Genomic DNA, 26197 nt, shown 5'->3' with positions numbered 1-26197 from the left:
CCGCGCCGGGCGGCACGGAGTGGGGGCACACTGTGCGGGACTTCGCGATTTCGGCGCTGCGGGAACCCCCGTTTCCCACGGGCCGCCACGGGGCCACGGACCAGGTGGCGAGTGAGAGCATCGACTGGGCGCGCACGTTCGGGCTGGTCGATTCCAGCCAACGCGTGCACCGCCTGGAGCGGGCCGACGCCGCCGGACTGGCCGGACGCGCCTGCCCGGACGGCTCAATCGAGGGCCTGCGGCTGCTCACCGACCTGATCAGCTGGCTTTTCGTGATGGACGACGCCTGCGACGAGGACGGCCTCGGCGCCGACCCGGTCCGACTGGGCCCGGCGATCAGCACCCTGCTCGACGTGCTGGACCGGTGCGGTGACCCGTACGTCGCGCCGCCCGCCGTCGGGCCACTGGGTGACGCGCTGCACGACCTCTGCCGCCGGACCCGACTGCACGATCACGCCGGACTGCTGCTGCGGTTCGTCAGCCAGATGCGCGAGTACCTGTTGGCGCTGCTCTGGGAGGCGGGCAACCGGGAACGTCGACGCGTGCCCGAGGTGGCGGAGTACGTGCAGCTACGCCGGCACATCGGCGGCGTGCATCCCTGCCTCACCCTGACCGACCTGGCGTCGACGCGGCCCTCCGGGCCGACCCAGCGCGCCAACCCGGGGCTGGTCGCCCTGGACCTGCTGGCGGTGGACCTGGTCTGCTGGTGCAACGACCTCTTCTCCTACGGCAAGGAGAGCCAGGCCGACCCGGACGCGCACAACCTCGTCACTGTGCTCGCCCAGGACAGCGACGCGGACGAGGTGACAGCGCTCCGTAGTGCGGCACACCGGTTCAACCAGGGTTTGGCGACGTACCTGGACGCGGAGGAGGCGCTGCGCGCCGCCGGCGACGACGGGATCCGCGACGCCCTGGCCGCCCGGCGCAACTGGGTCCGGGCCACCTACGACTGGTCAGTGGTGGCCGCCCGGTACGCCTGATCGGCCGTACCGGTTGATGGGACGGGCCGGCCGGACGATCACCAGGGCTAGCCGATGCACGGCAACAGGCAATACTCTTCGGTAACCATCATGACGTGACGACCGTCACGCCACCACCCCCGAAGGCGGCTACAGCGATGGCTCTCGATGTACCGTACCGCTCCATCCCGGACATGTTCCTCAAGCGCGTGGCGGCCACCCCCGACCGGTTCGCGTTCGCGTCCCCGAACTCCGACGACTCGGGACCGGTCTGGCTGACCTGGGCACAGGTCGGCCAGCGCGCCAAGGCGGTCGCCGCCGGCCTGCACGGCCTGGGCGTCGGCCAGGAGGACCCGGTCGCGATCCTCGCCAACACCCGGCTGGAATGGGTGATCGCCGACCTCGGCATCATGTGCGCCGGCGGCGCGACCACCACCGTCTACCCGACCACCGAACCGGCCGACGCGACGTACATCATCGCCGACTCCGGGTCGAAGGTGCTGTTCGCGGAGAACCCGGCCCAGGCGGCGAAGATCGGCGGGGCGTCCCTGCCCGCGCTCACCCACGTGGTGCTCCTCGACGGCGCCGTCGACCCGAACGCCGCGATCGCGCAGTTGACACTCGCCGACCTGGAGGAACGCGGCACCCAGGCGCTGGCCGCCGAGCCGGAGCTGATCGACATGCTGGTGGCCGGCATCGGCCCGGACCACCTGGCCACCCTGATCTACACCTCCGGCACCACCGGCCAACCCAAGGGCGTCGAGCTGCTGCACGGCGGCTGGTGCTGGGAGGCCGTGGCCCAGGCCGACGTCGGGCTGCTGCGCGACGACGACCTGCAGTACCTGTGGCTGCCGCTGGCCCACTCGTTCGGCAAGACCCTGCTCTGCGGTGCCATCCACGTCGGCCTGCCCACCTACGTCGACGGGCGGGTGGACAAGCTGGTCGACCTTCTCTCGGTCATCCGCCCAACGCTGATGTGCGGCGCGCCCCGGGTGTTCGAGAAGGTCTACAACAAGGCAGTGACCACCGCGCAGGGCGCCGGCGGCGCGAAGGCGAAGATCTTTGGCTGGGCCGTCGGCGTCGGCAAGGAGAAGGTCGCCCTGGAGCAGGCCGGCAAGCCGGTGCCGGCCGGGCTGAAGCTGCGCTACGGGCTGGCCGAGAAGCTGGTGTTCAGCAAGCTCCAGGCCCGCCTGGGCGGGCGGATGCGGGTGCTGGTGTCCGGCGCCGCGCCGCTCAGCCCGGAGATCGCCACCTTCTTCGCCGCCGCGAACCTGCCGATCTCCGAGGGCTACGGTCTGACCGAGACCAGCGCCGGCAACTTCGTCAACCCCCCGGCCGGGCTGCGCATCGGCACCGTGGGCCGGGCGATGGGCGACCTGGAGTGCAAGATCGACACCGACGGGGAGATCCTGGTGCGGGGTCGGCCGGTGATGCGCGGCTACCACAACCTGCCGGAGGAGACCGCCGCCTCGTTCACCGAGGACGGTTTCTTCCGTACCGGTGACATCGGCAGCCTGGACGAGCAGGGCTACCTCCGCATCACCGACCGCAAGAAGGACCTGGTCAAGACCTCGGGCGGCAAGTACATCGCGCCGTCGCACATCGAGGGCATGTTCAAGGCCATCTGCCCGTACACCTCGCAGGCGGTCGTCGTCGGTCAGGCCCGCAACTTCTGCACGATGCTGGTCACCCTGGACCCGGACGCCATCCGGGGCTGGGTCGCCGGCGGCCCTCTCGAAGGGCGCAGCTACACCGAGATCGTCGCGTCGGCTGAGGCCCAGACGATGGTCGAGGAGTACGTCGCCCAGCTCAACGCCAAGCTCAACCGCTGGGAGACGATCAAGAAGGTGGCCATCCTGCCGCGCGACCTGACGATCGAGGACGGCGAGATCACCCCGTCGTTGAAGATCAAGCGGCGTGGGGTGGAGAGCAACTTCGCCGCCGAGATCGACAAGATGTACGCCGGCACCCTCGCCGAGCTCTGACGCGTCGCCGGTGGCCCCGTACCCGAGCGGGTGCGGGGCCACCGGCGTTCGTGGCAGCGAGGCCGCTCAGGCGATGACGGCCGGCTCGCGCCACCGCTGGCGGCCGGCCCGGTCCAGGTCGTAGCGGATCGCCGCGATCCGCCCCACGGCCTCCACGAGGTCCGCCGCGGGCAGGGTGAAGGGCAGCCGCAGGAAACGCTCCAGGGTGCCGTCCAGGCCGAACCGGGGGCCGGGGGCCAGCCGTACGCCGACCTCCTCCGCGGCCCGGGCCAGCGCGCTCGAGACCGGGCCGTCCAACTCGGCCCACAGCGTCACGCCACCCCGTGGCACTGTGACCCGCCACTCCGGCAGTTGGTGCGCGAGCGCGCCGAGCAGGGCGTCCCGCTGGACGGCCAACTGGACGCGGCGGTCGGCGACGATGGCCTCGGCGTCGGCGAGCAGGTGCACCGCCACCAGTTGGTCCAGCACCGGGCTGGCCATGTCGACCCCGACCCGCACGGCGGCCAGCCGCTGCACCTGCGGCGCTGACGCGCGCACCCAGCCGATCCGTAGACCACCCCAGTAGGGCTTGCTCATCCCGCCGATGCTGACCACCCGGCTGTGCCGGTCGTAGGTGGCGACCGGGGGTGGCACCTCGGTGCCGTCCATCGACAGGTCCACGAAGGACTCGTCGATGATCAGATCGGTGCCGACCGCGTGCGCGGTGGCGACCACACGCTCGCGGAGTGGGGCGGGCATCAGGTGCCCCGTCGGGTTCTGGAACTCGGGAATCAGGTAGGCCAGTTTGGGTCGGGTCTGTCGGAGGCTGCCCAGCAGGAGGTCGGCCTCCCAGCCGGCGTCGGCGGCCAGCCCGTGGGTGCTGATCCGGGCCCGCCGGCCGGCCAGCGCGGCGAGGGCGTTGGGGTAGGTCGGGGACTCGACCAGCACGGTGCCGCCCGGGGCCAGGGCGAGCCGCAGCACCAGATCCAATGCGTGCTGGGTGCCGCTGGTGACCATGATCTGGTCGGCCGAGGTGGGCAGACCCCGGGCGGTGTACGCGTCGGCCACCGCCTCGCGCAGCTCGATGATGCCGGTCGGGTGGTAGCCGGCCCCGCTCAGGTATCGGGGCAGGTCCTCGGCGGCGGCCCGCGCGGCCGACAGCAGTTGCGGCGGTGCGGCCAGCGCGGCGACGCCGAGGTCGAGCATCTCCCGGTCGTCCAGCGGGGTCCACAGGCCGGTGCTGGCCACCCGGTGGTTGCCGGGCAGCATCGTCCAGCTACCGGCGCCCCGCCGGCTGGCGAGGTGCCCGGTCTCGCGTAGCTGCCGGTAGGCGGCGGTGACAGTGGTCCGGCTGATTCGCAGCGCCTCGGCCAGCTCCCGTTCGGCCGGGAGGCGGACGCCCAGCGGCAGCCGGCCGTCGGCGAGCAGCCCGCGCACCGAGCCGGCCAGCGCGGCGTAGTCGGGGCTGCGGCGGCGGCCGGGCAAGGAATGCCACTGCCCGAGCAGACGGGCCAATTGGACGCCGCGAACCTGCCCGCTCATAGCCACTCCTCGAATATTGGCTTCTTCCTCGACGAGGATTGGCACCTAGGGTGGCATGCATGGCACTGCTTGGCAATCTGCGGCACCGGCCGGTTCGACGGTTGGTCCAGCTCTACCTCGGGCTCACGGTCTACGGCGTCAGCATGGCCCTGATGATCCGCTCCGACCTGGGCCTCGACCCGTGGGACGTGTTCCACCAGGGGCTCTCCGAGTTGACCGGGCTCTCCTTCGGCACCGTCACCATCGGCGTCGGCGCGCTGGTCCTGCTGCTCTGGATCCCGCTGCGGCAGCGGCCCGGCCTCGGCACTGTCAGCAACGTCGTGGTGATCGGCCTGGTCGTGGACGCCACACTGGCCCTGCTGCCCGCGGGTGGCCCGCTCAGCGTCCGGATCGCGATGCTGATCACCGGGATCGTCGCCAACGGCGCCGCCACCGCTCTCTACCTCGGCGCCCGGTTGGGGCCCGGCCCCCGCGACGGTCTGATGACCGGGTACGTGGCCCGCCGGCCCGGCCGGTCGATCCGACTGGTGCGCACCGTCATCGAGGTCACCGTGCTGGCGCTGGGCGCGCTGCTCGGCGGCACTGTCGGCGTAGGCACCGTCGCGTACGCGCTGGCCATCGGCCCTCTGGCCCAGTTCTTCATCCCGCTGTTCGCCGTGCCGCAGGGCACCGCCGCGGACAGCGCCGCGCCCCCGCCGGGCGACCCCGCGCCGGCCGCCCCGGCCAGCTGAGCCCTCACCGACCGTCCGCGAACCGGTACGTGGCGGTGGTGCCGCGCACCGGTTCGTGGGTGGGTGTTCCCTTCCGTGACGCGCGCCGTCATCATCTCTGCATGGGGGAGAACGGTTGGCGCTGGAACGATGCCTGGATCTTCGTGTCGCTCGTCATCGCGAGCGGGGCCGGACGGCATCGTCGATCGGCGACAAGCCGACGGCCGGAGGGCGTCCGCCTGACCGACGTGCTCTCCACCGCCGACCACCTCAACCACGCGATTCCGCAGCGACACGAGGTGGAAGCCGCGGTCCAGCGGCTGGTCGGCGCCGGGCTGGTCAGCGTCGCCGACGGCTGGTTCCGGATCACCGCCGAGGGTGAGCAGCTCTGGCGTACCCGCCCGCGCGCGGGGGTGGCGACCATGGTGGACACGGTGCAGGGTGTGTTGACCCGCCGGCACGCGCCCGGCAGCGCGGACTGGATCCTGGACGAGGCTGACCACGCGGCTGCCGTCCAGGAATACGCGGTGCGGTCGATCCCGTCGCCCCGGCGGTCACCGGAGGGGCACTCCGGCGAGCGCTGAGCGGCTCAGCGCACCGGATGGCCGCCGAGGCGCAGTGCGTCCTTGACCTCGGCGACGGTCAGCTCGCCGAAGTGGAAGACGCTGGCGGCCAGCACCGCGTCCGCGCCGGCGCCGATCGCCGGCGGAAAGTGGGCCACCTCGCCGGCACCCCCACTTGCCACCACCGGCACGTCCACCACCGCGCGCACCGCGGCGATCAACTCCAGGTCGAAGCCCGCCTTGGTGCCGTCGGCGTCCATCGAGTTGAGCAGGATCTCCCCCGCGCCCAGCTCGGCACCCCGGTGCGCCCACCACACGGCGTCGATGCCGGTGCCACGCCGGCCCCCGTGGGTGGTGACCTCGAAGCCGCTGGGCGTGCCGCCGTTCGGCGAGCGCCGCACGTCGAGGGAGAGCACGAGCACCTGCCGGCCGAACCGGTCGGCGATCTCGGCGATCAACTCCGGACGGGCGATGGCGGCGGTGTTCACGCCGACCTTGTCCGCGCCCGCGCGCAGCAGCGTGTCCACGTCGGCGACCTGCCGGACCCCACCGCCGACGGTCAGCGGAATGAACACCGACTCGGCGGTGCGGCGCACCACGTCGAGCATGGTGCCCCGGTCGCTGGAGGACGCCGTGACGTCGAGGAAGGTCAACTCGTCAGCGCCGGCCCGGTCGTACGCGGCGGCCAGCTCCACCGGATCGCCGGCGTCACGCAGGTCGAGGAAGTTGACCCCCTTGACCACCCGCCCGGCGTCCACGTCCAGACAGGGGATCACCCGTACCGCCACCGTCATGCCGCGAGCCTATCCTCCGCACGCGGCACGGCGGTCGACCCGATCGGGTCGACCGCCGCGAGAGAGGCCTGGGTCACACCTTGACGAGCATCTTGCCGAGGTTGTCGCCGCGCAGCACGCCGATGAACGCCTCCGGAGCGTTCTCGATGCCGTCCACGATCGTCTCGTCGTAGGACAGCGTGCCGTCACGCAGCCAGCCCGAGACGTCGCGTACGAACGCCGCCCGCACGTCGTTGTGGTCGTTGACCAGGAAGCCGCGCAGGGTGAGCCGCTTGCCGATGACCAGCGCCAGGTTGCGCGGGGCGGCCGGCGGCTCGGTGGCGTTGTACTGCGCGATCATGCCGCAGATGGCCACCCGGCCGTGCAGGTTCATGGCCGAGATCGCGGCCTCCAGGTGGTCACCCCCGACGTTGTCGAAGTAGACGTCGACGCCGTCCGGGGCGGCCGCGCGCAGCGACTCGCGGACCCCGTCGTGGTAGTCGAAGGCGGCGTCGAAGCCCAGCGCCCGCAGCCGCTCGACCTTGGCCGGCGAGCCGGCACTGCCGATCACCCGGCCGGCGCCCTTGAGCTTGGCGATCTGGCCGACCAGGCTGCCCACCGCGCCGGCCGCGGCGGAGACGAAGACCGTCTCGCCGGGCTTCATCGCGGCCACCTCCAGCAGACCGGCGTACGCGGTCAACCCGGTCATGCCGAGCACGCTCAGGTACGCGCTGACCGGGGCGATGCTCGGGTCGACGGGGCGGGCCGCGGTGGCGTCGAGCAGCGCGTACTCCCGCCAGCCCAGCCCGTGCAGGACCGTGGTCCCGACGGCGATGTCCGCCGCCTCGCTGGCCACCACCTCACCGATGGCGGCACCGTCGAGCGGCGCGTCGAGCGCGAACGGCGGCACGTACGACTTGACGTCGTTCATCCGCCCACGCATGTACGGGTCGACGGACATGTACTGGTTGCGGACCACGATCTGGCCCGGTCCGGGCGTCGGAACCTCGGTCTCGACGAGCCGGAAGGTGTCTTCGGTGGGCCAGCCCTGGGGGCGGCTGGCCAGGTGGATCTCGCGGTTGCTGGTCACGGAGTGGTCGTCCTCTCGTCCGCGGATGGGTGCCTGGGGCCGCGAGGTCACGCGGACAGGGTCTCGCGGACGGTCAGGGTGACGTCGACGTTGCCACGGGTGGCGTTGGAGTACGGGCAGACCTGGTGGGCCTGCTCGACGATCTGCTCGGCGACCTCGCGGGGCGCGGCGGGCAGGTCGACGACGAGCTGCACGGTGAGCCCGAAGCCCCCGCTGCCGTTCGGGCCGATGCCCACCTCAGCGCCGACCACGGAACCGGTCACGTCGGCCTTGGCGCGTCGGGCCACCAGCCGCAGCGCGCTGTGGAAGCAGGCCGCGTAACCGGCGGCGAAGAGCTGCTCGGGGTTGGCCGCGCCACCGGCGCCGCCCATCTCCTTCGGCACGGCCAGGTCGAGCGTGAACGTGCCGTCGGAGGTCTCGACGTGGCCGTCCCGGCCGTCGCCGGTGGCGGTCGCGGACGCGGTGTAGACAACCTGCATGGTGGTCACTGCTCCTTCTGTCGGTGGATGGTGTCGGTGACCCGGGTGAGGGTGTCGCGCAGCGCGACGAGCTCGTCGAAGCCCAGCCCGGTGGCCTGCGCGATCCGCAGCGGGACGTCGCAGACCCGCTCGCGCAGCGCCCGGCCCTGCTCGGTGAGGCCCACCTCGACCCGCCGCTCGTCGCGGGCCGACCGCCGCCGCACCACCAGGCCCGCCCCCTCCAGCCGCTTGAGCAGCGGGGAGAGCGTGCCGGAGTCCAGCCGCAGCTCGGCGCCCAACTCGGACACCGTGGGGGCGTCGTCGGGACGCTCCCAGAGCACCAGCAGCGCCAGGTACTGCGGGTAGGTCAACCCGACCTCGTCGAGGATCGGCCGGTAGACGTCGGTCAGTGCGCGCGACGCGGCGTAGAGCGCGAAGCACACCTGCCGGCGCAGCACCAGGTCATCGGTCACCGCTGAACCGTAGCCCACAATTAAGTTGTGCACAACTTATCGGGCCGAGGGACGGCCCAGCAGGCCGCCCGCCGCAGCACCTCAGCGATCGCCGAGGTACGCCTCCAACTCCACCTCGACCAGGTGCTCCGGGTCCAGCAGACCGGCCACCACCACCAGGGTGGCCGCCGGCCGGACCGCGCCGAAGACCACGTTGTGCGCCCGGCCCACCTCGTCGGCGTGCAGCCGGTCCGTCACGTACATCCTGGTCCGGACCACATCGCCCGGCTCCGCACCCACCTCGGCGAGCGCGGCCAACCCGATCCGCAGCGCCTGCGCGGTCTGCGCGGCCGCGTCACCGACGTGCACCACCCGGCCGTCCACAGTCGACGTGCAACCGGCCGTCCAGGCCCGCTCACCGGCCCGGACCACCCGGGAGTACCCGTAGCGCTGCTCCCACGGGCCGCCCGACCCCAGCCGGGTCGTCGTCACGCCTCGGCCAGCGTCCGCAGCGCCTCGGCCACAGTGAAGGCACCCGCGTAGAGCGCCTTGCCGGCGATCACGCCCTCCACCCCGGCCGACTCCAGGGTCGCCAGCGCCCGCAGATCGTCCAGGGTGGACACACCACCCGAGGCGATCACCGGCCGGTCCGTACGGGCACACACCTCGCGCAGCAGATCCAGGTTCGGCCCACGCATCGTGCCGTCCTTGGTGATGTCGGTGACCACGTACCGACTCGCGCCCGCCTTGTCCAGCCGCTCCAGCACCTCGTACAGGTCACCACCGTCGCGGGTCCAACCCCGCGCCGACAGGGTGTGACCCCGCACGTCCAGCCCGATGGCCACCCGGTCGCCGTACTCCGCGACCACCCGGTCACACCAGACCGGGTCCTCCAGCGCGGCGGTCCCGATGTTCACCCGGGCCGCACCGGTGCCCAGCGCCGCGCGCAGCGACTCGTCATCACGGATGCCGCCGGAGAGCTCCACCTTCACGTCCAACTGGCGCACCACCTCCGCGAGCAGGTGCGCGTTCGTGCCCCGACCGAACGCCGCGTCCAGGTCGACCAGGTGGATCCACTCCGCGCCGTCCTGCTGCCAGGCCAGCGCCGCGTCCAACGGGTCGCCGTAGATGCTCTCGCTTCCGACGGCGCCCTGCACGAGCCGGACGGCCCGGCCGTCAGCGACGTCCACGGCGGGTAACAGGGTGAGGCTCAAGGTCTTCTCCTCGATCAGGTACGACGGTCCAGGGCGATCACCACGATCGCCGGCAGTACGAGCAGCAAGAGCACGATCAGCGCGATACGCAACGCCAGGTTGTCGACGAACGTCCAGATCAGCAACAACGCCGCGCCGGTGAGCAGCACGATCGCGGCCCGCTCACCCCGAGTGTGCCGGGCCAGCCGCCCGGAGCGACCCCGCCGCAGCCGCGGCGTCAAGGTGCGGACCACGGCGCGGCGGCGTTGCCGCCGGGCGACCTGGCGCTGCCGGACCGCCCGTTCCCGGGCCTGCTCCGCCTCCCGCTCCGCCCGCCGGCGGGCGCGCTCCCGGCTCACCGCGACGCCCGTCGCTCGGGCACCGCGCGACGGCGCTCAGTCACCACTGGGCAACGTGGCGAGCCAGTTGCGCAGCAGCGCGGCACCGGTGTCGGCGGACTTCTCCGGGTGGAACTGGGCCGCCGACAACGAGCCACGCTCCACCGCCGCGACGAAATCCGTGTCGTGGTGGGCGGTGGTCACCGTGGCACCGGCAGCGGCCAGGGCCGCCGGGTCGCCCATCGCGTACGAGTGGACGAAGTAGAACCGGCTCCGCTCCGTCAACCCGGCGAACAGCACCGACTCCCGCGGCGCCCGGACCGTGTTCCAGCCCATGTGCGGCAACCGGGTGGCAGCCAGCCGGGTCACCCCGCCGGGCAGCAACCCCAGCCCCTTGGTCACCACTCCATGCTCGTCACCGTGCTCGAAGAGCACCTGCATGCCCACGCAGATGCCGAGCACGGGCCGGCCGGCAGCCACCCGTTCGGCGATCACCGGGCCAGCGTCCAGCGCCTCGATCCCCGCCATGCACGCCGCGTACGCGCCGACACCCGGCACCACCAGACCATCGGCGGCAGCCGCCGCGGCCAGGTCGTCGGTCACCCGGACGTCCGCTCCGGCGGCCGCCAGCGCCCGCTCCGCCGAGCGCAGGTTGCCCGAGCCGTAGTCGAGCACCACCACGCCACTCATGTCGTCACCCCGATCACCCGTTCTCCGGCAGCAGCCGCAGCACCCCGGCGACGGTGGCGAGCACCGCGAGCGCCGCGGTGATCAGCACGGCGGCCTTCGGCGCGCCCTGCCGGTAGAGCGACCAGGTGCCGCCCACCAGCACCCCGGCCAGAATCAGCAGCAACGTCGGCAACGCGGCACCCATCAGAGCCACCTTCCAGTCGCGACTGCGGGGCTCCGCTGCGCTGCACTCCCCGCGCTCATCAGAGCGCGCCCTTCGTGCTCGGGATGGCCCCGGCCGACCGCGGGTCGATCGAGGTGGCCTCACGCAACGCGCGGGAAACCGCCTTGAACTGCGCCTCCACCACGTGGTGCGCGTCCGGGTGACCACCCGGCCGGGCCGCCCGCAGCACGTCGACGTGCAGCGTGACCCGGGCCGCCTGGCCGAAGGACTCCCAGATGTGCCGGGTCATGCTGGTCGCGTACACCGGCCCGATGTACGGGGCGAGCACCGGCTCGTCGTGCACCACGTACGGCCGACCGGAGAGGTCCACCGCGGCCCTGACCAGCACCTCGTCCATCGGCACTGTCGCCGAGCCGTACCGCCGGATGCCGGCCTTGTCGCCCAGCGCCTGGTCGAACGCCGCACCCAGGGCGAGCGCGGTGTCCTCGATCGTGTGGTGCGCGTCGATCTCCAGGTCACCCACTGTGCGCACGGTCAGGTCGAAGCCGCCGTGCCGGGCGATCTGGTGCAGCATGTGGTCGTAGAAGCCGACGCCGGTGCTGATCTCGGCGGCGCCGGTGCCGTCGAGATCGATCTCGACGAGGACCTTGGTCTCCTTGGTGATCCGTTCCACCCGGGCGGTCCGACTCATTGCGAAGTCTCCATTGCAGAAAGGAAGGCGTCGGTCTCGGCGGCGGTGCCGGCGGTCACCCGCAGCCAGCCGGGCAGGCCGACGTCACGGACCAGCACCCCCTGCGCCAGCAGGGCGTTCCAGACGATGGTCTGGTCGCCGCCCACCTCGAAGAGCACGAAGTTGGCGTCGCTGTCGGCGACCCGCAACCCCCGCTCGCGCAGCGTCGCCACGATCCGGTCCCGCTGCGCCATGATCGCGCTCACCGTACCGAGAAGGGCGTCGCGGTGGGCTACCGCCGCGCGTGCGGCGGCCTGGGTGAGCGCGGAGAGATGGTACGGCAAACGGACGAGCTGCACCGCCCGCACGACCGCCGGGTCGGCGGCCAGGTAACCCAGCCGGCCACCGGCGAAGCCGAACGCCTTGCTCATCGTCCGGGTGACCACCAGCCGTGGGTGGCCGGGCAGCACCGCGAGGGCGCTGACCGTCCCGGGTCGGGCGAACTCGGCGTACGCCTCGTCGACGACCACCATGCCGGGCGCGACGTCGAGCACCGCGGCGATCACCGCCGGGTCCAGTGCCGTGCCGGTGGGGTTGTTCGGCGAGCAGAGGAAGACCACGTCCGGCCTGTGCTCGCGGACCTGGGCGACCGCCTCCTCGGCGGTCAACCCGAAGTCGACGCCGCGCGCGGCGGGCACCCACCGGGTGCCGGTGCCGAGGGCCAGCAGCGGGTGCATCGAGTACGCCGGAACGAAGCCGAGCGCGGTGCGCCCCGGCCCGCCGAACGCCTGGAGCAGCTGCTGCTGGATCTCGTTGGAGCCGTTGGCCGCCCACACCTGCTCGACGGTGAGCCCGTGCCCGAGATATTCGGCCAGGTCGGCGCGGAGCGCCACAGCGTCCCGGTCCGGGTAGCGGTTCAGCTCGCGCAGCTCGGCCGCGAGCGCCTTGCCGATCGCCTCGACCACCGGCTCCGGCACCGGGTGGGAATTCTCGTTGGTGTTGAGCCGCACCGGCACGTCCAACTGCGGCGCCCCGTACGGCGACAGCCCCCGCAGGTCGGCCCGGATCGGCAGATCGTCCAGGCTGGTCACGCCGCCCCTCCCGGGAAACGGGCCTGGACCGCCTGGCCGTGCGCGGGCAGGTCCTCCACGTTGGCAAGGGTGACCACGTGCGGGGCCACCTCGCGCAGCGCGGCCTCGGTGTATTCGATCAGGTGCACGCCGCGCAGGAAGGACTGCACCGACAGGCCGGAGGAGTGCCGGGCGCAGCCGCCGGTGGGCAGCACGTGGTTGGAGCCGGCGCAGTAGTCGCCGAGCGACACCGGCGACCAGGCGCCCACGAAGATCGCCCCGGCGTTGCGGACCCGCAGCGCCCACTCCCGGGCGTCGACCGTCTGGATCTCCAGGTGCTCGGCCGCGTACGCGTCGACCACCCGCAGCCCCGCCTCGAGATCGTCGACCAGGACCACGCCGCTCTGCTGACCGGTCAGCGCCGTGGTGACCCGCTCGGCGTGCTTGGTCGCCGGCACCTGCCGGGCCAACTCCGCCTCGACCGCCTCGACCAACGCCACCGACGGGGTGACCAGCACGCTCGCGGCGAGCGGGTCGTGCTCGGCCTGACTGATCAGGTCGGCGGCCACGTGCGCCGGGTCGGCGGTGTCGTCGGCCAGGATGGCGATCTCGGTCGGCCCGGCCTCGGCGTCGATGCCGACCACGCCGCGCAGCAGCCGCTTCGCGGCGGTCACCCAGATGTTGCCGGGGCCGGTGATCAGGTCGACGGGGTCGCACCGCAGCTCACCCGCCGGGTCCACCGCCGCGCCGTACGCCAGCATCGCCACCGCGTGGGCCCCGCCCACCGCGTACACCTCGTCGACGCCGAGCAGCGCGCACGCGGCGAGCACCCGGGGATCGGGCAGGCCGCCGTTGTCCTTCTGCGGCGGGCTGACCACCACCAGCGAGCGCACCCCGGCCGCCTGGGCGGGCACCACGTTCATCACCACAGTCGACGGGTACATCGCCAGGCCACCGGGCACGTAGAGGCCAACCCGGTCGACCGGCAGCCACCGCTCGGTGACGGTGCCACCGGGCACCACCTTCGTGGTGTGGTCGGTGCGCCGCTGGTCGTCGTGCACCCGACGGGCCCGGGCGATGGACTCCAGCAGCGCGGCACGCACCGCTGGGTCGAGCACCCCCTCCGCCTCGGTGATCGCCTCGACCGGCACCCGCAGCACCTCCGGGGAGATGCCGTCGAACCGTTCACTGGCCTCCCGGATCGCTGGGTAGCCATGCTCACGGACCGCCTCCACCAGGGGCCGGATGCGCTCGACGGCGACGGACACGTCGAGCTGGGCACGGGGCAGCAGGCGGCGCGGGTCACCGAGACCGTCGCGCAGGTCGATCCGATTCAGCACCCTTGCGAGTCTAGGCGGCCGGCCCGACGTCCACCCGAGCCGCCCGTCCGCCGGGACGGTGAGCCGGGCCACGCCCCCGGGGGCGAGATTGGTTAGGCTCGACCATGTGACCGCACGGCTGCCGGTTTTCCCGCTCGCAACGGTGCTCTTTCCCGGGTTGGTGCTGCCGCTGCACATCTTCGAGGAGCGCTACCGGGCGCTGGTCCGGCACCTGGTCGGCCTGCCCGACGGTGCCCCGCGCGAGTTCGGCGTGGTGGCCATCCAGGCCGGCTGGGAGGTCGCGCCCGCCGGTCCCGCCGGCGCCCCGGCCAGGTCGAGCGCCGGCGAGGTGACGTTGCACGAGGTGGGTTGCACCGCCGAGCTGCGCCAGGTGACCGAGTTGACCGACGGTGGTTTCGACATCGTCACTGTCGGCCGCCGCCGGTTCCGCATCGCCGACATCGACGACAGCGCCGAGCCCTACCTGACCGCCGACGTCGAGTGGCTGCCCGACCCGGGCGGCCCGGACGAGGTGGCCGATCTGCTGGCCGCCCGGGTGATCGCGGTCTTCCGGCAGTACCTCGGCCTGATCCGCTCCGACCCGGAGGAGATCTCCGAGCAGTTGCCGGAGGACCCGACAGTGCTCTCGCACCTGGTGGCGGCGACCGCGGCGCTCACCGTCGACGACCGGCAACGGCTGCTGGCCATCGACGACACCGCCTCCCGGCTCCGCGCCGAGCTGCGGTTGCTCAACCGCGAGGCGGCTCTGCTGCGTCAGGTGCGGGCGGTTCCGGTGCCGCTGTCGGAGCTGGCGTCCCCGCCGACACCCAACTGAACTCCCCCGGCTCGGGCTCCGGGCGTAAACCCGGCCACCGCGACCAACCGGCCAGCAGGGTGTACATCACCGCGGCACCGAACGCCGGCAGCAGCAGGTTGCCATGCGGCACCGGCAGCACGCCGAGCAGCCAGTCCACTCCACCGGCCCGCAGGTCGGCGGGTTTGCTGAAGGCCTGCCCGGCCGGGGCGGTCGCCAGCAGCCGGTCGAAGGCGGCCAGACCGATCCGCCGTCCCACCTGCCAGGCCACCGGCGCGGCGACCAGGGTGCCGAGCACCGCGGCGAGCAACCCGACCGGGCCGCGCCACCGACGCAGCACGAACCACAGGGCGAATGCCACGAGCAGCCCGAAGGCGAGCCCGAGCAGGCTGAACCAGCCGTCGGCGGCGATCGGCTGCTCCGGTTGCGGCTCGGCGTAGATCGCCCCCTCGGCGGTCTTGAGCACCGGGGTGTCCGGCGCGAGCGCGGCCCAGAGCAGCCCGAGGGGAACACCCAGCGCGGCCAGCGCGAGTACGACGCCCAGCACCGCCGCCAGGGCACGCAGCGGACGACGCGGCTCGTCGAACCGGAGCTCCAGCGAGCTCTGGTACGCCGCCGGCAGGTGGCCCGCACCGAACTCGCCCGGCGCCGCCCCGGTCGACCTGTCGACCTCCGGGTGTTGCGCGTGCGGCGTACGGGGTGGCGCGGGTTGGTCGGGCTCGTCGACGGGCCGCTCACGGTCGGGGTTGTCCGGGCTCACCCGATGATCCTCTCAGGCCCGGTGCGCGGCCGGGCTCCGGTGGCGGCAGACCAGCTCACCGGGCGAACGGCTCCACCATCATCGCCGCGGCCCGCAGCCACGCCTGCCGGGTCTCCGGTTGGAGCTGGTGGTACTCGATCGACGACCCGGTCTCCAGAGCCGGGTCGTACGGCACGACGGCCACGCCCCGGGTACGGGTGGCGAAGTGCCGCTCCAGGTCGTCCTGGAGCGTCGAGCGACCCGGGGTCGGGCAGGAGATGAGGGTGATCGCGTTGTCCGCCAACTCGCCCATGCCCTCCTCGTGCAGCAGGTCGAGCATCCAGTCCGCGCTGAACGCCGCGTCCTCCCGGGGCACTGTGGTCACCACCAGCTGATCGGCGGCCTGCATCACAGTGCGCCAGTTGGGGCTCTCCACGTTGTTGCCGGTGTCCACGCAGACCACGTCGTGGGTGCGCCGCAGCAGCTCCAGCACCCGTCGGACGGTGAACTGGTCCAGTCGCTGGGCGAAGCGCGGGCTCTCCTCGCCGGCCAGCACGTCGTACGAGCCGTCGGAGGCGTGCCGCAGGTAGTCGTCCAGCCGGTCCAGCAGGGTCGCGCCCTCCAGGATCTCGATCTGGGCCAGGTCGCTGATCAGGTGCCGGATCGTCCGGGCGTGCCGGGCGCTGCCGGCGCGCAGGCCGAGGGTGCCGCGCAGCTCGTTGTCGTCCCAGGCCAGCACGCCCTTGCCGCGGACGCTGCCAACCGTCGCCGCGGCGAGCACTGTGGCTGTCGTCTTGTGCACCCCGCCCTTGGGGTTGGCGAAGGCGAACACCCGGGGCGTGCCCAGGTCCCGTTGGAGCACCCCGTTGGCGCGCTCCTGCTCCTGGTCGACGGCCGGTGGGCGCCATTCGATCCGGGTCGGGTAGGCACGTTCGGCGACCGCCGAGCCGACCGCCGGGGCGGGTGGTGGCGGGACGGGCGGTGTGACCGGCACGGCGACCGGCGGGGCAACCGGCGGGGGCGGAGCGGCCGGGTAGCCGGTCTCCGGCTGGTAGCCGGTCTCCAGCAGGGCGTACCGCGACTCCAACGGCGGGTCGCCCGGTCGGTAGCCGTTGTCCAGCAACGCGTAGCGCGACGGGACCGGGTCGGGGTCGCGTGCCGGCGGCTCGGGCTCGGCCCGATACGTCGGCTCGGCCCGGTAGTCGGGCTCGGCCCGGTAGTCGGGCTCGGCCCGATAGCCGGGCGGGGCGAGGTAGCCCGGCTCGGCACGGTAGCCCGGCTCGGCACGATAGTCCGGCTCGGCGCGGTAGCCCGGCTCGGCACGATAGTCCGGCTCGGCACGGTAGCCCGGCTCGGCCCGGTAGCCCGGCTCAGCCCGATGGTCCGGCTCGGCGCGGTAGTCCGGCTGCTCGGTCCGGTACGCGGGCTCCGCTCGATAGTCCGGCTCGGCCCGATAACCCGGCTCGGTCCGATACGCGGGCTCGGCCCGGTAGTCCGGCTCGGCCCGGTAGGCGGGGTCGACCCGGTAGGTCGCCTCGGCCCGGTAAGCAGGCTCCGCGCCGTACGACAGGTCGGCCGGATGCCCGATGGCGGGTGCCCGCCCGGCGTAGCCGTTGGGGGCCGCACGCCGTGGCAGCGGGTCCGGCGGCGGTTCCTCGCCGCGCCGCTCCGGCTCGGTCTGCTCCGCGCCGCGACCGCCCAGCCGGGCACGGTCCAACAGCGCGCGCCACCGCGGCGCTGGTTCGGCCGGCCGGCCCCAGCCGGTCTCACTGCCCTCCACGGCCCGCCCTCCCAGCGCCATCGATCTCTGTCTGACAGGCTACGAACCCAACCCTATTCGGACCACACCTCAGAGCGCACACCAGCCGGCGCAGATCACGACGACGGCGATGGCGGCGACGGCTCGGCGAGGGTGGCGTCCGGCGAGGTGGTGACACTCGGCGCTGCCGACTCGGTGGGCTCCGGCTTCGACGGTTCGGGTGACGGAATCGTCACGACTGGTGCGGGTTCCGACGATTCGCCCACTGGGGTCGACGGCGCCGGTGCGCTGATCATCGGTGCTGGCCGCTCGGACCGGGTCGGTGCGGGGCTCGGCCCGGTGTCGGCCGGCGGACGCACCACGTCACGCTGCTCGGGCAGCGGCGGCGTGAAGACCGTCCGGTCCAGCCGGTACACCTCGGGGGCCGGGTCGACCGCCCGTACATCCGGCCGGGCCGCGACACCACGCAGCGCCACCGGCGTCGCGCGAACCACCGCCGCGTAGACGCAGGCGCAGCCGGTGCGGTACGCGGCCGCCTCGGCGGCGGCCACCTCGGCGCCGCCAACGTACTGCTCCCGCAACTCCCGCTCGCCCACCCCGTCGCCGTCGACCGCGGCGGCCCTGGCCCGATAGTCGGCAGCCTCGGTCTCCTTGCGCGCCGCCACCTGTTCCATTCCGGCGACCACGTCGTCGGGCACTCGCAGCGCGGGGATCTTGACGATCTCGGTCTGCCGGCCGGGCAGCGGAACCCGCCCGAAGACTGTCGAGACCCCGACGTCGCCGAGCACCGTCGCCAGCCGCTGCGGAGGAAGGTACGCGTCGAGCGTGACCAGCGCGTACGTCCCGCCCTCGGCGGCCGGCGGCGACGCGGGCAGCGCGGCCAGGTCGGCCGCGGCGGACCGCAGGTAGCCGGGGACGGAGTCGCCGTCGGCAACGCCGACCCGGGTCACCTCGCCGACCGTCCGGTCGCCGACCGGAGTGTCGTCGACGGCCCAGACGGCGGTGCCCAACACCGCCGCCGCGGAGAGGACCGCGGCCCAGCTGAGCACGCCGGAGCGCGCCGACCGGTCGCCCAGCCGGGCCACGGCCCGGGTCAGCGGCGGCAGCAAGCGCTGGTCCAGCTGCCGCAGCAGGTTGCCGGCGCGCACGGGCGGGATCCCCTCTGTGGAACGGTGTCGGGCGGTCGCCGCTCAGTCACGCAGGATCTGAAGCGCACGGTCCAGGTCGTCAGGGTAGTCGCTGACGAACCGGACCTCGTCCCCCGTTCGGGGGTGCAAAAAGCTCAGTTCGCGGGCGTGCAGCCACTGTCGGGCCAGGCCGAGACGGGCCGAGAGGGTCGGATCGGCGCCGTAGGTGAGGTCACCCACGCAGGGGTGCCGCAGTGTGGAGAAGTGCACCCGGATCTGGTGGGTCCGGCCGGTCTCCAGCCGGACGTCGACCAGACTCGCCGCCGGGAACGCCTCCAGTGTGTCGTAGTGGGTGATGCTCGGCTTGCCGCCGGAGACCACCGCCCAGCGGTAGTCGTGGGTGGGGTGCCTGTCGATCGGCGCGTCGACGGTGCCCCGCAGCGGGTCCAGGTGACCCTGCACCACCGCGTGGTAACCCTTGTCGACCTCGCGGTACTTGAAGGCCCGCTTCAACGCCGTGTACGCCTGCTCGCTCTTGGCCACCACCATGATCCCGGTGGTGCCCACGTCGAGTCGGTGCACCACGCCCTGGCGCTCGGCGGCGCCACTGGTGGAGATGCGGTGCCCGATCGCGGCGAGCGCGCCGATCACCGTCGGCCCGGTCCACCCGGGGCTCGGGTGCGCGGCCACCCCTACCGGCTTGTCGACCACGACGATGTCGTCGTCGGCGTAGACCACCCGCAGGCCGGGCACCGCCTGCGGCACCACTGTCGGCGGTGCCACCGGAGCGGGCAGCGTGACGTCCAGCCAGGAGCCGGCCTTCACCTTGTGCGAGTTGGGCCGGGCGGAGCCGTCGACCAGCGCGTCCCCGGCGTCGACAAGGGCCGCGGCGGCGGTGCGGGAGAGCCCGAACAGGCGGGACACGGCCTGGTCCAGGCGCATGCCGTCGAGGCCGTCCGGAACCGGAAGGGAACGGTGGTCGCCGCCAGCGGCGAACGCGGAGGTCATGCCCGCTCCCGCTGCTCGGCGCCCGACGTGGCGTCCGTGGTGGCCGGGTCGCCGTCGCGCCCCGCCCGTCGGCCGTCACGTTGGCGGCCGGTCAGCTCCAACAGGACGGCCAGCAGCACACCGCAGACCAGCGAACTGTCCGCCAGGTTGAACACCGGCCAGACCTGACCGTACGGGTCGAAGAGGCTGATCATGTCGACCACGTGCCCGTGGAACGGGGACGGCGCCCGGAAGATCCGGTCGACGAGGTTGCCCAACGCGCCACCCAGCACCAGGCCGAGCGAGACCGCCCAGGGCAGCGAGCGCAGCCGCAGTGCCATCCAGACGATCCAGCCGACCACACCGATGGTGATCAGTGGGAAGACCCAGGTGTGGTCCGCGCCGATGCTCCAGGCCGCGCCGCTGTTGCGGGTCAGGCTCAGGTAGACGAACCCGCCGAGCAGGCGGACCGGCTCCCGGTCGGTCAGCGCGGCCAGCGCGAGGTGCTTGGTGACCAGGTCGGCCACCAAGGCCACCAGGGCGACTCCGGCGAGAATCGCGACGGCCCGGGGCCGGCGGGTCCCGCCGCCCGGATCGGTGCGGCCGGGTTCGGCGGACGGTACTGCGGTCATGCGCTCCCCATCGACAGTCTTGGCGGTGATCGCTCACCGTCTCATCGCCGCCGGGGAACGGACCTCAGCGCCGCTCCTCCAGCTGCTTGCACGTCACACACAGGGTGGCCGACGGGAAGGCGGCGAGGCGCTCGACCGGGATCGGGTTGCCGCACCGCTCGCACCAGCCGTAACCACCCTCGTCGAGGCGCTCCAGCGCGCGCTCCACCTGCGTGATCCGTTCCAGAATGCTGTTGGCGAGAGAGATCTCCTGCTCCCGCTCGAGCGTCTTGGTGCCCGTATCGGCCTGGTCGTCCCCGGCCGAGTCGGTCAGCCGATCGCGCTGCAGCTCGGTGATCTCACTCAGCGTCTGATCGTACTCGGCGCGAAGCTCGTCCCGCCGCGCCGCCAGCGCCGCCCGGATCTTCTCGGTCTCCGCGGTGCTGCGGGTGGCCTTCGCTGCCGGCTTGCGCCCGGCGGTCCTGGTGTCGGATGGCTTCGCCATGGGTCGCTCCCTCGGCCGGGGAGCCGCGCGGTCCGCGGCGCCTGGTCAGGGGGCGCCGACCAAGGCGTCCCCTATGTACGAAAAGGGGCGCACGGCGACGATGGCCGCGCACTCCGGAGATTGGCAAGAATACGGAACGTACAGGCGTCCGACAACGTGCCGCACCGTCGCTCCGTCTAACAGCCCCTAGCCCTGCCTAACTGGGGCAAAGGGAACGCTAGCAGATCAGTTGGGCACCTCATCCCCGTACTCACCAAACCATCGGGCCAGACGACCCCGCCGACTGACCGCCCGCAACCGCCGTTCCGCCGCGTCCCGCACCCCGGCGGTCGCCACGATCAGCAGACTGTCGCCGGTCTTCAACCGGGTGTCCGGCGCGGGCACGAAGCCCACGCCGTCGCGCAGCACCAGGGTCACCGACGCGCCCAGCGGAAGGCGCAGCTCGTCGACGTGCACGCCGGCCAGCCGCGAGCCCGTTGGCACCTCCACCTGGAGCAGGTCCGCCCGCATTCGCTCCAGCGGCGCGGTCTCCACGTGGATCTCGGCGGCCTCGGCCGGCGCTGTCACCCGCAACCGGCGGGCGAACGGCCCCAGCGTCCCGGTCTGCACCAGCGTGAAGATCACCACCAGCACGAAGACCACATCGAAGAGCCGCTCCGCGCCGGGCACCCGTTCGGACAGCGGAATGGTGGCCAGCACGATCGGCACCGCCCCGCGCAGCCCGGCCCAGGACAGGAACGCCTGTTCTCGTAGGCCGACCCGGAACGGCAAGGCCGACACGGCCACCGACAACGGCCGGGCCAGGAGCACCAGAGCCAGCCCCGCGACCACAGCGGGCAGCACCGCCGCGTCCAGCCGGCCCGGCGAGGCCAGCAACCCGAGCAGCACGAACAATCCGATCTGGGCTAGCCAGGCCAGCCCGTCCGCGAAACCGAGGATCGCCTGCCGGTGCGACAGGCGGGCATTGCCGAGCAGCACCCCGGCCACATAGACGGCGAGGAAGCCCGAGGCGTGCAGAACGGCCCCCGCCGCGTACGCCAGCACGGTGATGCCCACCGCGGCGATCGGGTAGAGCCCGGCCGAGGGCAGCGCCGCCCGACGCAGCGCCCAGGTGCCGGCGACACCAGCGGCGACGCCCACCGCCACGCCGACGCCCAGCTCGTAACAGACCAGCGCGGCCTCGTACCACCACGGGTGCGCGAAACCCTTGTGGGACAGCAGCACCACCAGCAGCACCACCGGGGCGTCGTTCATCCCCGACTCGGCCTCCAGGGTTGCCACCAGCCGGGGCGGCAACCGCAGCCGGCGCAGGGTGGCGAAGACGGCCGCCGCGTCGGTGGACGAGAGCACCGCGCCGTAGAGCAGCGCCAACCGCCAGTCCAGCCCCAGCAGCAGGTGCACGGCCACGCCGACCACCACGATGCTGACGATCACGCCGACAGTGGAGAGCGCGGAGGCCAGCCCGAGCACCGGGCGCAGCGTGGTCCACCGGGCGGTGAGGCCGCCCTCCGCGATGATCACGATCAGCGCGCAGAAGCCGAGAGTCCGGGTCAGCTCGACGTCGTCGAAACGGATGCCCAGCCCGCCCTCGCCGATCGCCACGCCCAGGGCCAGGTAGACCAGGAGGCTGGGCACACCGAGCCGGGTGGAGAGTCGCACAGCACCGACAGCTACCAGCAGCACTGCCGCACCGAGCAGCAGCGCGATGTCCAACCCGGGCGTCACGGCTGCCTTGCCTGGGCTGTCCTCACTCGGCGGATCCGTCGCGCAGGCGGCGCAGCACCTCGGGCAACTCCGGGCTGGGCCGATCGACGAGGAAGAGCTTGTCCCGGCTGGCCGCGCCGGCACGCAGTGACACCGCTGCCGGTCGGACGCCCAACGCGCCGGCCAACGCCCGGCGGGCGGCCTCGGTTGCCCGACCGTCGACGGCCGGGTCGTGGACCGCGATCACGAGGGCGGGCCCGTGCGGGCCGTCGAACCGGCCACCCACCCGGTCGCGGGAGGCGCCGGGCTTCACCCGTACCGCCACGGTGAGCGTGTCCTGCGCGGGCACCGGCAACGCTTCAGATCGGCCGGGCGTCGGCGAGGAGAGCGGTCGCCGGCGCGCAGTGCGCGCACGGGGTGAAGCCGAGTTCCACGGCCTCGGCGACCGGCAACGTCTCGGGCTGCCAGCCGATCAGGTGGGGACAGCCGTCCAGGTGGTAACGGGGGCGGCCGTCGACGACCTCGACGGCGTCGAGCAGTCGGGCCACCCGGGCCGCCTCGGCGGCCGTGAGCTGCTGGGCGGCCGGCTCGTCGACCGCCGCGACCGCCGGGTCGAACACGTCGTCGGTCGACGCCGCGAACGGCGACGCCGGGCTGACCGGCCGGGCCCGCGCGGGTGCCTCGTCCGCCGCACTCACCAACGGCGTCGCATGGTCGACCGGCGTCGCATGGTCGACCGGCGGCGCATGGTCGACCGGCGGCTCGGGTGGTTGCCGCCACCCGGTGCCGCCGGTACCAAACGTCGTGGGCACGTGCTGGACCGGCACCTCCGGCTCGACCAGCGGCGGCCCGTACGCGACACCCGGTGTGGCCTGGCTGGCCGTGTGGGGTGCGTCGGGGTGCCGTCGGTCGGTCCGGCCGGGATCCGCCATGGCGCGGTTGGCGGCTGCCTGGCGGGCGCCCACCACCAACGCCACGGCGGCCAGCAGACTGGCCGCGATGGAGATGACCAACAAGAAGCTGGAACCACCGGCCAGGCCGAGCACCAGTAGCACCACCGCGACGAGGATGAGTAGGAGACTTGCGACTATCACGGCTCACCCCCGCCGCGTCGAACCGTCCAGGCCGGGCCGGCGACCGTCACCATTGGCGGACAGCGATCGCCGGCCGGTGCTCAGCGTCCGGCTTCGAGGGCGCCGGAACGCCCGCCGCCGCCGTACGAACCAGCGAGACCTGCTGCGGCCAGCCCGTTGCCGCCAGCGACCCGGCCGGCTTCGGAGCGGGTCATCTCGGCCTCGAGGCCCTGGCCACGACCGTCGAGGTCACGCAGCTGGCTCTCCAGGTACGCCTTGAGCCGGGTGCGGTACTCGCGCTCGAACTGCTTGAGCTCCTCGATGTGCTTCTGCAGAGCCGTGCGCTTGGCGTCCAGGCCGCCCATGGCCTCCTGGTGCCGCTGGCGGGCGTCCCGCTCAAGGGCGTCAGCCTTGGCGCGCGCCTCCCGGGTCACCTCCTCGGCCTTGCTGCGAGCCTCGGACAACAGCGAGTCGGCCTCGCGGCGAGCGTCGGACACGTGGTCGTCGGCGGTGCGCTGGGCCATCATCAGCACGCGCAGGGCCTGCTGCTCACCGTCACCGGTGACGCCGCCGGCCGGGCCGCCGGTCGCGCGGACCTGCTCCAGCTCGGCCTGCATCGCGCGGGCAGCCTGCTCGGCCGCCGACTTGTCGCGCTGCACCCGGTCCAGTTGGGCCTTGACATCGTTGAGCTCCGCCGCCAGTCGGGCGTCGCCGCCGGGGCCGGCGGGGGCACCGCCACGGCCGCCGCGCTCCACCTGGGCGCGCAGCTCGTTGTTTTCCTCGATGAGACGGGCGAGCTCGCGCTCGACCTCATCGAGGAAGGCGTCGACCTCCTCCTCGTCATACCCCCGTTTGCCGATCGGCGGCTTTTTGAAGGCGACGTTGTGGACGTCGGCCGGGGTCAGCGGCATCGAAACTCCTCGGGTCAGTTGCGGCCGCGAAAGCGCGTCGGTCATCAGGCAGATGCCCTGATCGACGGCCCTAACACGAACTCCATCAGCACGAACAGGATAACCAGGAGCACAAGGGAGGCCAGGTCGATGCTCACGGTACCAATTCGCAGCGGAGGGATCACACGCCTCAACGCGTTGAGAGGGGGATCAGTGACGCTCCACACGGATTCCAATCCTGCCGATGCTCCACGCCCCGGTTGCCAGCGACGGCCGTACTGCAGGACGGCGCTCAACACGAACCGGGACAGAAGAAGGAGCAGGAAGACATAAAGGATCAGATACAGCACTTGCAGTAAGATCGACAACACGGTCAGCGACGTCCCTCGGGTCGGGCGGGATCAACTCAGACTGAAAAAGCCGCCCTCAGCGATCTTGGCTTTGTCCTCTGCGGTGACCTGGACGTTAGCCGGTGAGAGCAGGAACACCCGATTGGTCACGCGCTCGATCGTACCGCGCAGGCCGAACGCCAGTCCGGCGGCGAAGTCCACCAGACGGCGGGCATCGGCCTCATCCATCTCGGTGAGATTGATGATCACCGGGACGCCGTCGCGGAAGTGCTCGCCGATCGTGCGCGCCTCCCGGTAGGTGGTGGGGTGCAGCGTGGTGATCTGGTAACGCTGCTCCTCCTCGGGCAGGGCCCGCTCACGCGACGTGACCTGCGGCGCGAGGGCCAGGTTGTCCCGAGTGTGGTAGGTCAGCGCACCGGAGGTGTCGCCCGCCGACGACCGGGTGATCGACCGGACGCTGGACCGCTCGATCCGCTCCGGCCGCTCGCCGTCCCCGCGCTCGGACTCGCTCAACCGCCCGCTCGACCGCTCGGAGAGTCGACCCCGCCCACTGTCGCGCGGCCGGGGAGCCGGCGGCTCCTCGGCGTCATCCTCGTCGTCGTCGGCGAACTCCTCGGCGTACCGGCTCTGCCGGTAACGCGAGTCGCGGTAGCCACCCTTGTCGTAGCCACCGTCGTCGTAGGCCCGCTCGTCGTCTTCTTCGACCAGACCGAGCCAGACCCCCGCCTTGCGCAGTGCACCCATCCCGCGCCCTTCCGTCCGCCGTGCGGCACGCGCCCCCGTGCCATGTCGCCCGTCGCGAGTGGACAACCATGCCCATCGGACCGGAACGGCAATCCCCCAGGCGCGCGATTCGCGTCGCGCGCCACTACCCCCGACTAGGAGACGCCCGCCCCTGAAACAACACTGATGTAATTTGCTTGTCTCGCGGTCAGGCTACCGCAGCGTGGGACGCATTCCGAGCAACGCGCTACCGACGCGGACATGTGTCGCGCCGTAACGGATCGCGATGTCGAAATCTCCGCTCATACCGGCGGACAGCGCGGTGGCTCCCGGATGGACGGCCCGAAACGCGTCGGCGACCTCCGCGAGCCGGGCGAACGCCCGCTCCGGCTCCCAGCCCAGCGGAGCGACCGCCATGAGACCGACCAGACGCAACCCCGGCGCGTCGGCCACCGCCTCGGCCACCGGCTCCAGGCCGGCGGCCGGATCCGCCGAGCCGGGCAGGGCTCCGCCCCGGGCCGCGTCGCCGTCGATGCTCACCTGGACCAGAGCGTCGAGCGGCTCCTGCCGGTCGGCGGTCGCGGTGGCCAACGCCCGGGCCAGCCGGACACTGTCGACGGAGTGCACCACGTCGGCGTAGCGGACCACCGAGCGGGCCTTGTTGCGCTGCAACTGGCCGATGAAGTGCCAGCGGGGACGCACCCCGGCGGCAGCCACCTCGGCGGCCTTGCCGGCTGCCTCCTGGTCGCGGTTCTCCCCCATGTCGGTCACCCCGAGCCCAGCCAGCGCCAACACGTCGCTGGCCGGGTAGGTCTTCGTCACCGCGATCATGGTTACCTCGGCACGGTCCCGGCCGGCCTGCGCGCAGGCGTCATCGACCCGGGACCGAACCTGAGCCAGACCGGCGGCGAGTTCGGCGTGCCGATCTGGACGTACCGTGGCTGAGCTGTCGGTCATCGGC

At 72.6% G+C, this 26197-nt stretch carries 31 protein-coding genes; 5 read left to right on the top strand and 26 right to left on the bottom strand.

What is annotated here, in order from left to right:
- Nucleotides 1–104: 104 nt before the first annotated feature.
- Entirely contained in the window at nucleotides 105–980 is an 876-nt protein-coding gene (locus tag OG992_RS30000) for a terpene synthase (RefSeq protein ID WP_238686015.1), read from the top strand.
- Nucleotides 981–1117: 137 nt separating this feature from the next.
- Nucleotides 1118–2944, top strand: a complete 1827-nt coding sequence (locus OG992_RS29995; RefSeq protein ID WP_238686014.1) for a long-chain fatty acid--CoA ligase — start codon at nucleotides 1118–1120, stop codon at nucleotides 2942–2944.
- Between the two features lie 66 nt (nucleotides 2945–3010).
- Here the strand turns inward: OG992_RS29995 and OG992_RS29990 are convergent, their stop codons facing one another.
- On the bottom strand, nucleotides 3011–4465 hold the full coding sequence (locus OG992_RS29990; protein WP_238686013.1) for a PLP-dependent aminotransferase family protein: 1455 nt from the start codon (nucleotides 4463–4465) through the stop codon (nucleotides 3011–3013).
- Between the two features lie 59 nt (nucleotides 4466–4524).
- Between OG992_RS29990 and OG992_RS29985 the strand changes: the two genes are divergently transcribed.
- Nucleotides 4525–5196 carry a YitT family protein gene (locus OG992_RS29985; RefSeq protein WP_266304898.1) on the top strand — a complete coding sequence of 224 codons (672 nt, stop codon included), beginning with the start codon at nucleotides 4525–4527 and terminating at the stop codon, nucleotides 5194–5196.
- A 101-nt stretch (nucleotides 5197–5297) separates the two neighbouring features.
- A complete protein-coding gene (locus OG992_RS29980; protein ID WP_196924558.1) occupies nucleotides 5298–5759 on the top strand; it encodes a hypothetical protein in 462 nt (153 codons plus the stop codon).
- Nucleotides 5760–5764: 5 nt separating this feature from the next.
- Here OG992_RS29980 and hisF read toward each other — a convergent pair whose 3' ends face one another.
- The 12 genes from hisF to hisD all read right to left on the bottom strand — a co-directional run bounded on the left by hisF (nucleotide 5765) and on the right by hisD (nucleotide 13975).
- Entirely contained in the window at nucleotides 5765–6532 is a 768-nt protein-coding gene (gene hisF, locus OG992_RS29975; protein ID WP_112582731.1) for an imidazole glycerol phosphate synthase subunit HisF, read from the bottom strand.
- A 73-nt stretch (nucleotides 6533–6605) separates the two neighbouring features.
- Complete coding sequence (locus tag OG992_RS29970) at nucleotides 6606–7601, bottom strand: NADP-dependent oxidoreductase (RefSeq protein WP_238686011.1); 996 nt, start codon at nucleotides 7599–7601, stop codon at nucleotides 6606–6608.
- 47 nt (nucleotides 7602–7648) lie between these two features.
- Complete coding sequence (locus OG992_RS29965) at nucleotides 7649–8080, bottom strand: organic hydroperoxide resistance protein (RefSeq protein ID WP_274531454.1); 432 nt, start codon at nucleotides 8078–8080, stop codon at nucleotides 7649–7651.
- Nucleotides 8081–8085: 5 nt separating this feature from the next.
- A complete protein-coding gene (locus OG992_RS29960; protein ID WP_091407758.1) occupies nucleotides 8086–8532 on the bottom strand; it encodes a MarR family winged helix-turn-helix transcriptional regulator in 447 nt (148 codons plus the stop codon).
- 81 nt (nucleotides 8533–8613) lie between these two features.
- Nucleotides 8614–9003 (bottom strand): RidA family protein, encoded by a 390-nt coding sequence (locus OG992_RS29955; RefSeq protein ID WP_238686009.1) that lies wholly within the window; start codon nucleotides 9001–9003, stop codon nucleotides 8614–8616.
- Nucleotides 9000–9725 (bottom strand): bifunctional 1-(5-phosphoribosyl)-5-((5-phosphoribosylamino)methylideneamino)imidazole-4-carboxamide isomerase/phosphoribosylanthranilate isomerase PriA, encoded by a 726-nt coding sequence (priA, locus tag OG992_RS29950; RefSeq protein ID WP_091407754.1) that lies wholly within the window; start codon nucleotides 9723–9725, stop codon nucleotides 9000–9002. Before priA ends, OG992_RS29955 begins: the two co-directional genes overlap by 4 nt.
- Nucleotides 9726–9739: 14 nt before the next feature.
- Nucleotides 9740–10063: a hypothetical protein gene (locus OG992_RS29945; RefSeq protein ID WP_238686008.1), complete on the bottom strand. Its 324-nt coding sequence runs from the start codon at nucleotides 10061–10063 to the stop codon at nucleotides 9740–9742.
- A 36-nt stretch (nucleotides 10064–10099) separates the two neighbouring features.
- The gene (hisH, locus tag OG992_RS29940) at nucleotides 10100–10732 is read right to left on the bottom strand and encodes an imidazole glycerol phosphate synthase subunit HisH (protein ID WP_266304897.1); all 633 of its coding nucleotides are present in this window, start codon (nucleotides 10730–10732) and stop codon (nucleotides 10100–10102) included.
- Nucleotides 10733–10745: 13 nt separating this feature from the next.
- Nucleotides 10746–10916: a hypothetical protein gene (locus OG992_RS29935; RefSeq protein ID WP_167362522.1), complete on the bottom strand. Its 171-nt coding sequence runs from the start codon at nucleotides 10914–10916 to the stop codon at nucleotides 10746–10748.
- Nucleotides 10917–10974: 58 nt separating this feature from the next.
- Nucleotides 10975–11586, bottom strand: coding sequence for an imidazoleglycerol-phosphate dehydratase HisB (hisB, locus tag OG992_RS29930; RefSeq protein ID WP_030334475.1), 612 nt, complete (start codon nucleotides 11584–11586; stop codon nucleotides 10975–10977).
- Nucleotides 11583–12656: a histidinol-phosphate transaminase gene (locus OG992_RS29925; RefSeq protein WP_238686007.1), complete on the bottom strand. Its 1074-nt coding sequence runs from the start codon at nucleotides 12654–12656 to the stop codon at nucleotides 11583–11585. The genes hisB and OG992_RS29925 overlap by 4 nt, the downstream gene beginning before the upstream one ends.
- Complete coding sequence (hisD, locus tag OG992_RS29920) at nucleotides 12653–13975, bottom strand: histidinol dehydrogenase (protein WP_266304896.1); 1323 nt, start codon at nucleotides 13973–13975, stop codon at nucleotides 12653–12655. Before hisD ends, OG992_RS29925 begins: the two co-directional genes overlap by 4 nt.
- Nucleotides 13976–14081: 106 nt before the next feature.
- Here hisD and OG992_RS29915 point away from each other — a divergent pair, with 106 nt between their 5' ends.
- Nucleotides 14082–14789, top strand: a complete 708-nt coding sequence (locus OG992_RS29915; RefSeq protein ID WP_266304895.1) for an LON peptidase substrate-binding domain-containing protein — start codon at nucleotides 14082–14084, stop codon at nucleotides 14787–14789.
- Here OG992_RS29915 and OG992_RS29910 read toward each other — a convergent pair.
- The 13 genes from OG992_RS29910 to OG992_RS29850 all read right to left on the bottom strand — a co-directional run bounded on the left by OG992_RS29910 (nucleotide 14704) and on the right by OG992_RS29850 (nucleotide 26193).
- Nucleotides 14704–15528, bottom strand: coding sequence for a DUF2567 domain-containing protein (locus OG992_RS29910; protein ID WP_266304894.1), 825 nt, complete (start codon nucleotides 15526–15528; stop codon nucleotides 14704–14706). The two genes, OG992_RS29915 and OG992_RS29910, sit on opposite strands and share 86 nt — an antisense overlap.
- A 55-nt stretch (nucleotides 15529–15583) precedes the next feature.
- The gene (locus tag OG992_RS29905; RefSeq protein WP_266304893.1) at nucleotides 15584–17287 is read right to left on the bottom strand and encodes an AAA family ATPase; all 1704 of its coding nucleotides are present in this window, start codon (nucleotides 17285–17287) and stop codon (nucleotides 15584–15586) included.
- Between the two features lie 95 nt (nucleotides 17288–17382).
- A complete protein-coding gene (locus tag OG992_RS29900) occupies nucleotides 17383–18414 on the bottom strand; it encodes a hypothetical protein (RefSeq protein ID WP_266304892.1) in 1032 nt (343 codons plus the stop codon).
- Between the two features lie 42 nt (nucleotides 18415–18456).
- Nucleotides 18457–19401, bottom strand: coding sequence for an RluA family pseudouridine synthase (locus OG992_RS29895; RefSeq protein ID WP_091407730.1), 945 nt, complete (start codon nucleotides 19399–19401; stop codon nucleotides 18457–18459).
- Nucleotides 19398–20012, bottom strand: a complete 615-nt coding sequence (gene lspA / locus OG992_RS29890) for a signal peptidase II (RefSeq protein ID WP_238686001.1) — start codon at nucleotides 20010–20012, stop codon at nucleotides 19398–19400. Before lspA ends, OG992_RS29895 begins: the two co-directional genes overlap by 4 nt.
- Before the next feature lie 64 nt (nucleotides 20013–20076).
- Entirely contained in the window at nucleotides 20077–20496 is a 420-nt protein-coding gene (locus OG992_RS29885; protein ID WP_124854350.1) for a TraR/DksA C4-type zinc finger protein, read from the bottom strand.
- Between the two features lie 225 nt (nucleotides 20497–20721).
- The gene (locus OG992_RS29880) at nucleotides 20722–22221 is read right to left on the bottom strand and encodes a potassium/proton antiporter (RefSeq protein ID WP_238686000.1); all 1500 of its coding nucleotides are present in this window, start codon (nucleotides 22219–22221) and stop codon (nucleotides 20722–20724) included.
- 22 nt (nucleotides 22222–22243) lie between these two features.
- On the bottom strand, nucleotides 22244–22549 hold the full coding sequence (locus tag OG992_RS29875) for a DUF167 domain-containing protein (protein ID WP_238685999.1): 306 nt from the start codon (nucleotides 22547–22549) through the stop codon (nucleotides 22244–22246).
- Between the two features lie 10 nt (nucleotides 22550–22559).
- Nucleotides 22560–23258 (bottom strand): hypothetical protein, encoded by a 699-nt coding sequence (locus tag OG992_RS29870; RefSeq protein WP_323181991.1) that lies wholly within the window; start codon nucleotides 23256–23258, stop codon nucleotides 22560–22562.
- Nucleotides 23259–23374: 116 nt separating this feature from the next.
- The gene (locus tag OG992_RS29865; RefSeq protein WP_145795168.1) at nucleotides 23375–24184 is read right to left on the bottom strand and encodes a DivIVA domain-containing protein; all 810 of its coding nucleotides are present in this window, start codon (nucleotides 24182–24184) and stop codon (nucleotides 23375–23377) included.
- A 44-nt stretch (nucleotides 24185–24228) separates the two neighbouring features.
- The gene (locus OG992_RS29860) at nucleotides 24229–24534 is read right to left on the bottom strand and encodes a YggT family protein (protein ID WP_030334503.1); all 306 of its coding nucleotides are present in this window, start codon (nucleotides 24532–24534) and stop codon (nucleotides 24229–24231) included.
- A 30-nt stretch (nucleotides 24535–24564) separates the two neighbouring features.
- Nucleotides 24565–25257 (bottom strand): cell division protein SepF, encoded by a 693-nt coding sequence (locus OG992_RS29855; RefSeq protein WP_266304890.1) that lies wholly within the window; start codon nucleotides 25255–25257, stop codon nucleotides 24565–24567.
- Nucleotides 25258–25449: 192 nt separating this feature from the next.
- Nucleotides 25450–26193, bottom strand: a complete 744-nt coding sequence (locus tag OG992_RS29850) for a YggS family pyridoxal phosphate-dependent enzyme (RefSeq protein WP_266304889.1) — start codon at nucleotides 26191–26193, stop codon at nucleotides 25450–25452.
- Nucleotides 26194–26197 lie beyond the last annotated feature (4 nt).

The organism is Micromonospora sp. NBC_00362 (assembly GCF_026342155.1).
Classification (GTDB): domain Bacteria; phylum Actinomycetota; class Actinomycetes; order Mycobacteriales; family Micromonosporaceae; genus Micromonospora; species Micromonospora hortensis.
The sequence above is the reverse complement of the archived record's forward strand: the minus strand, read 5'-3'. Positions and strand labels throughout refer to the sequence as shown.

Excerpts from the sequence above, each read along its gene's own strand:
- OG992_RS29995 (WP_238686014.1), top strand. The coding sequence starts at position 1,118 with ATGGCTCTCGATGTACCGTACCGCTCCATCCCGGACATGTTCCTCAAG.
- OG992_RS29990 (WP_238686013.1), bottom strand. The coding sequence starts at position 4,465 with ATGAGCGGGCAGGTTCGCGGCGTCCAATTGGCCCGTCTGCTCGGGCAG.
- OG992_RS29985 (WP_266304898.1), top strand. The coding sequence starts at position 4,525 with ATGGCACTGCTTGGCAATCTGCGGCACCGGCCGGTTCGACGGTTGGTC.
- OG992_RS29980 (WP_196924558.1), top strand. The coding sequence starts at position 5,298 with ATGGGGGAGAACGGTTGGCGCTGGAACGATGCCTGGATCTTCGTGTCG.
- hisF (WP_112582731.1), bottom strand. The coding sequence starts at position 6,532 with ATGACGGTGGCGGTACGGGTGATCCCCTGTCTGGACGTGGACGCCGGG.
- OG992_RS29965 (WP_274531454.1), bottom strand. The coding sequence starts at position 8,080 with ATGCAGGTTGTCTACACCGCGTCCGCGACCGCCACCGGCGACGGCCGG.
- hisH (WP_266304897.1), bottom strand. The coding sequence starts at position 10,732 with ATGAGTGGCGTGGTGGTGCTCGACTACGGCTCGGGCAACCTGCGCTCG.
- OG992_RS29935 (WP_167362522.1), bottom strand. The coding sequence starts at position 10,916 with ATGGGTGCCGCGTTGCCGACGTTGCTGCTGATTCTGGCCGGGGTGCTG.
- hisB (WP_030334475.1), bottom strand. The coding sequence starts at position 11,586 with ATGAGTCGGACCGCCCGGGTGGAACGGATCACCAAGGAGACCAAGGTC.
- OG992_RS29895 (WP_091407730.1), bottom strand. The coding sequence starts at position 19,401 with ATGACCTCCGCGTTCGCCGCTGGCGGCGACCACCGTTCCCTTCCGGTT.
- lspA (WP_238686001.1), bottom strand. The coding sequence starts at position 20,012 with ATGACCGCAGTACCGTCCGCCGAACCCGGCCGCACCGATCCGGGCGGC.
- OG992_RS29885 (WP_124854350.1), bottom strand. The coding sequence starts at position 20,496 with ATGGCGAAGCCATCCGACACCAGGACCGCCGGGCGCAAGCCGGCAGCG.
- OG992_RS29865 (WP_145795168.1), bottom strand. The coding sequence starts at position 24,184 with ATGCCGCTGACCCCGGCCGACGTCCACAACGTCGCCTTCAAAAAGCCG.
- OG992_RS29855 (WP_266304890.1), bottom strand. The coding sequence starts at position 25,257 with ATGGGTGCACTGCGCAAGGCGGGGGTCTGGCTCGGTCTGGTCGAAGAA.
- OG992_RS29850 (WP_266304889.1), bottom strand. The coding sequence starts at position 26,193 with ATGACCGACAGCTCAGCCACGGTACGTCCAGATCGGCACGCCGAACTC.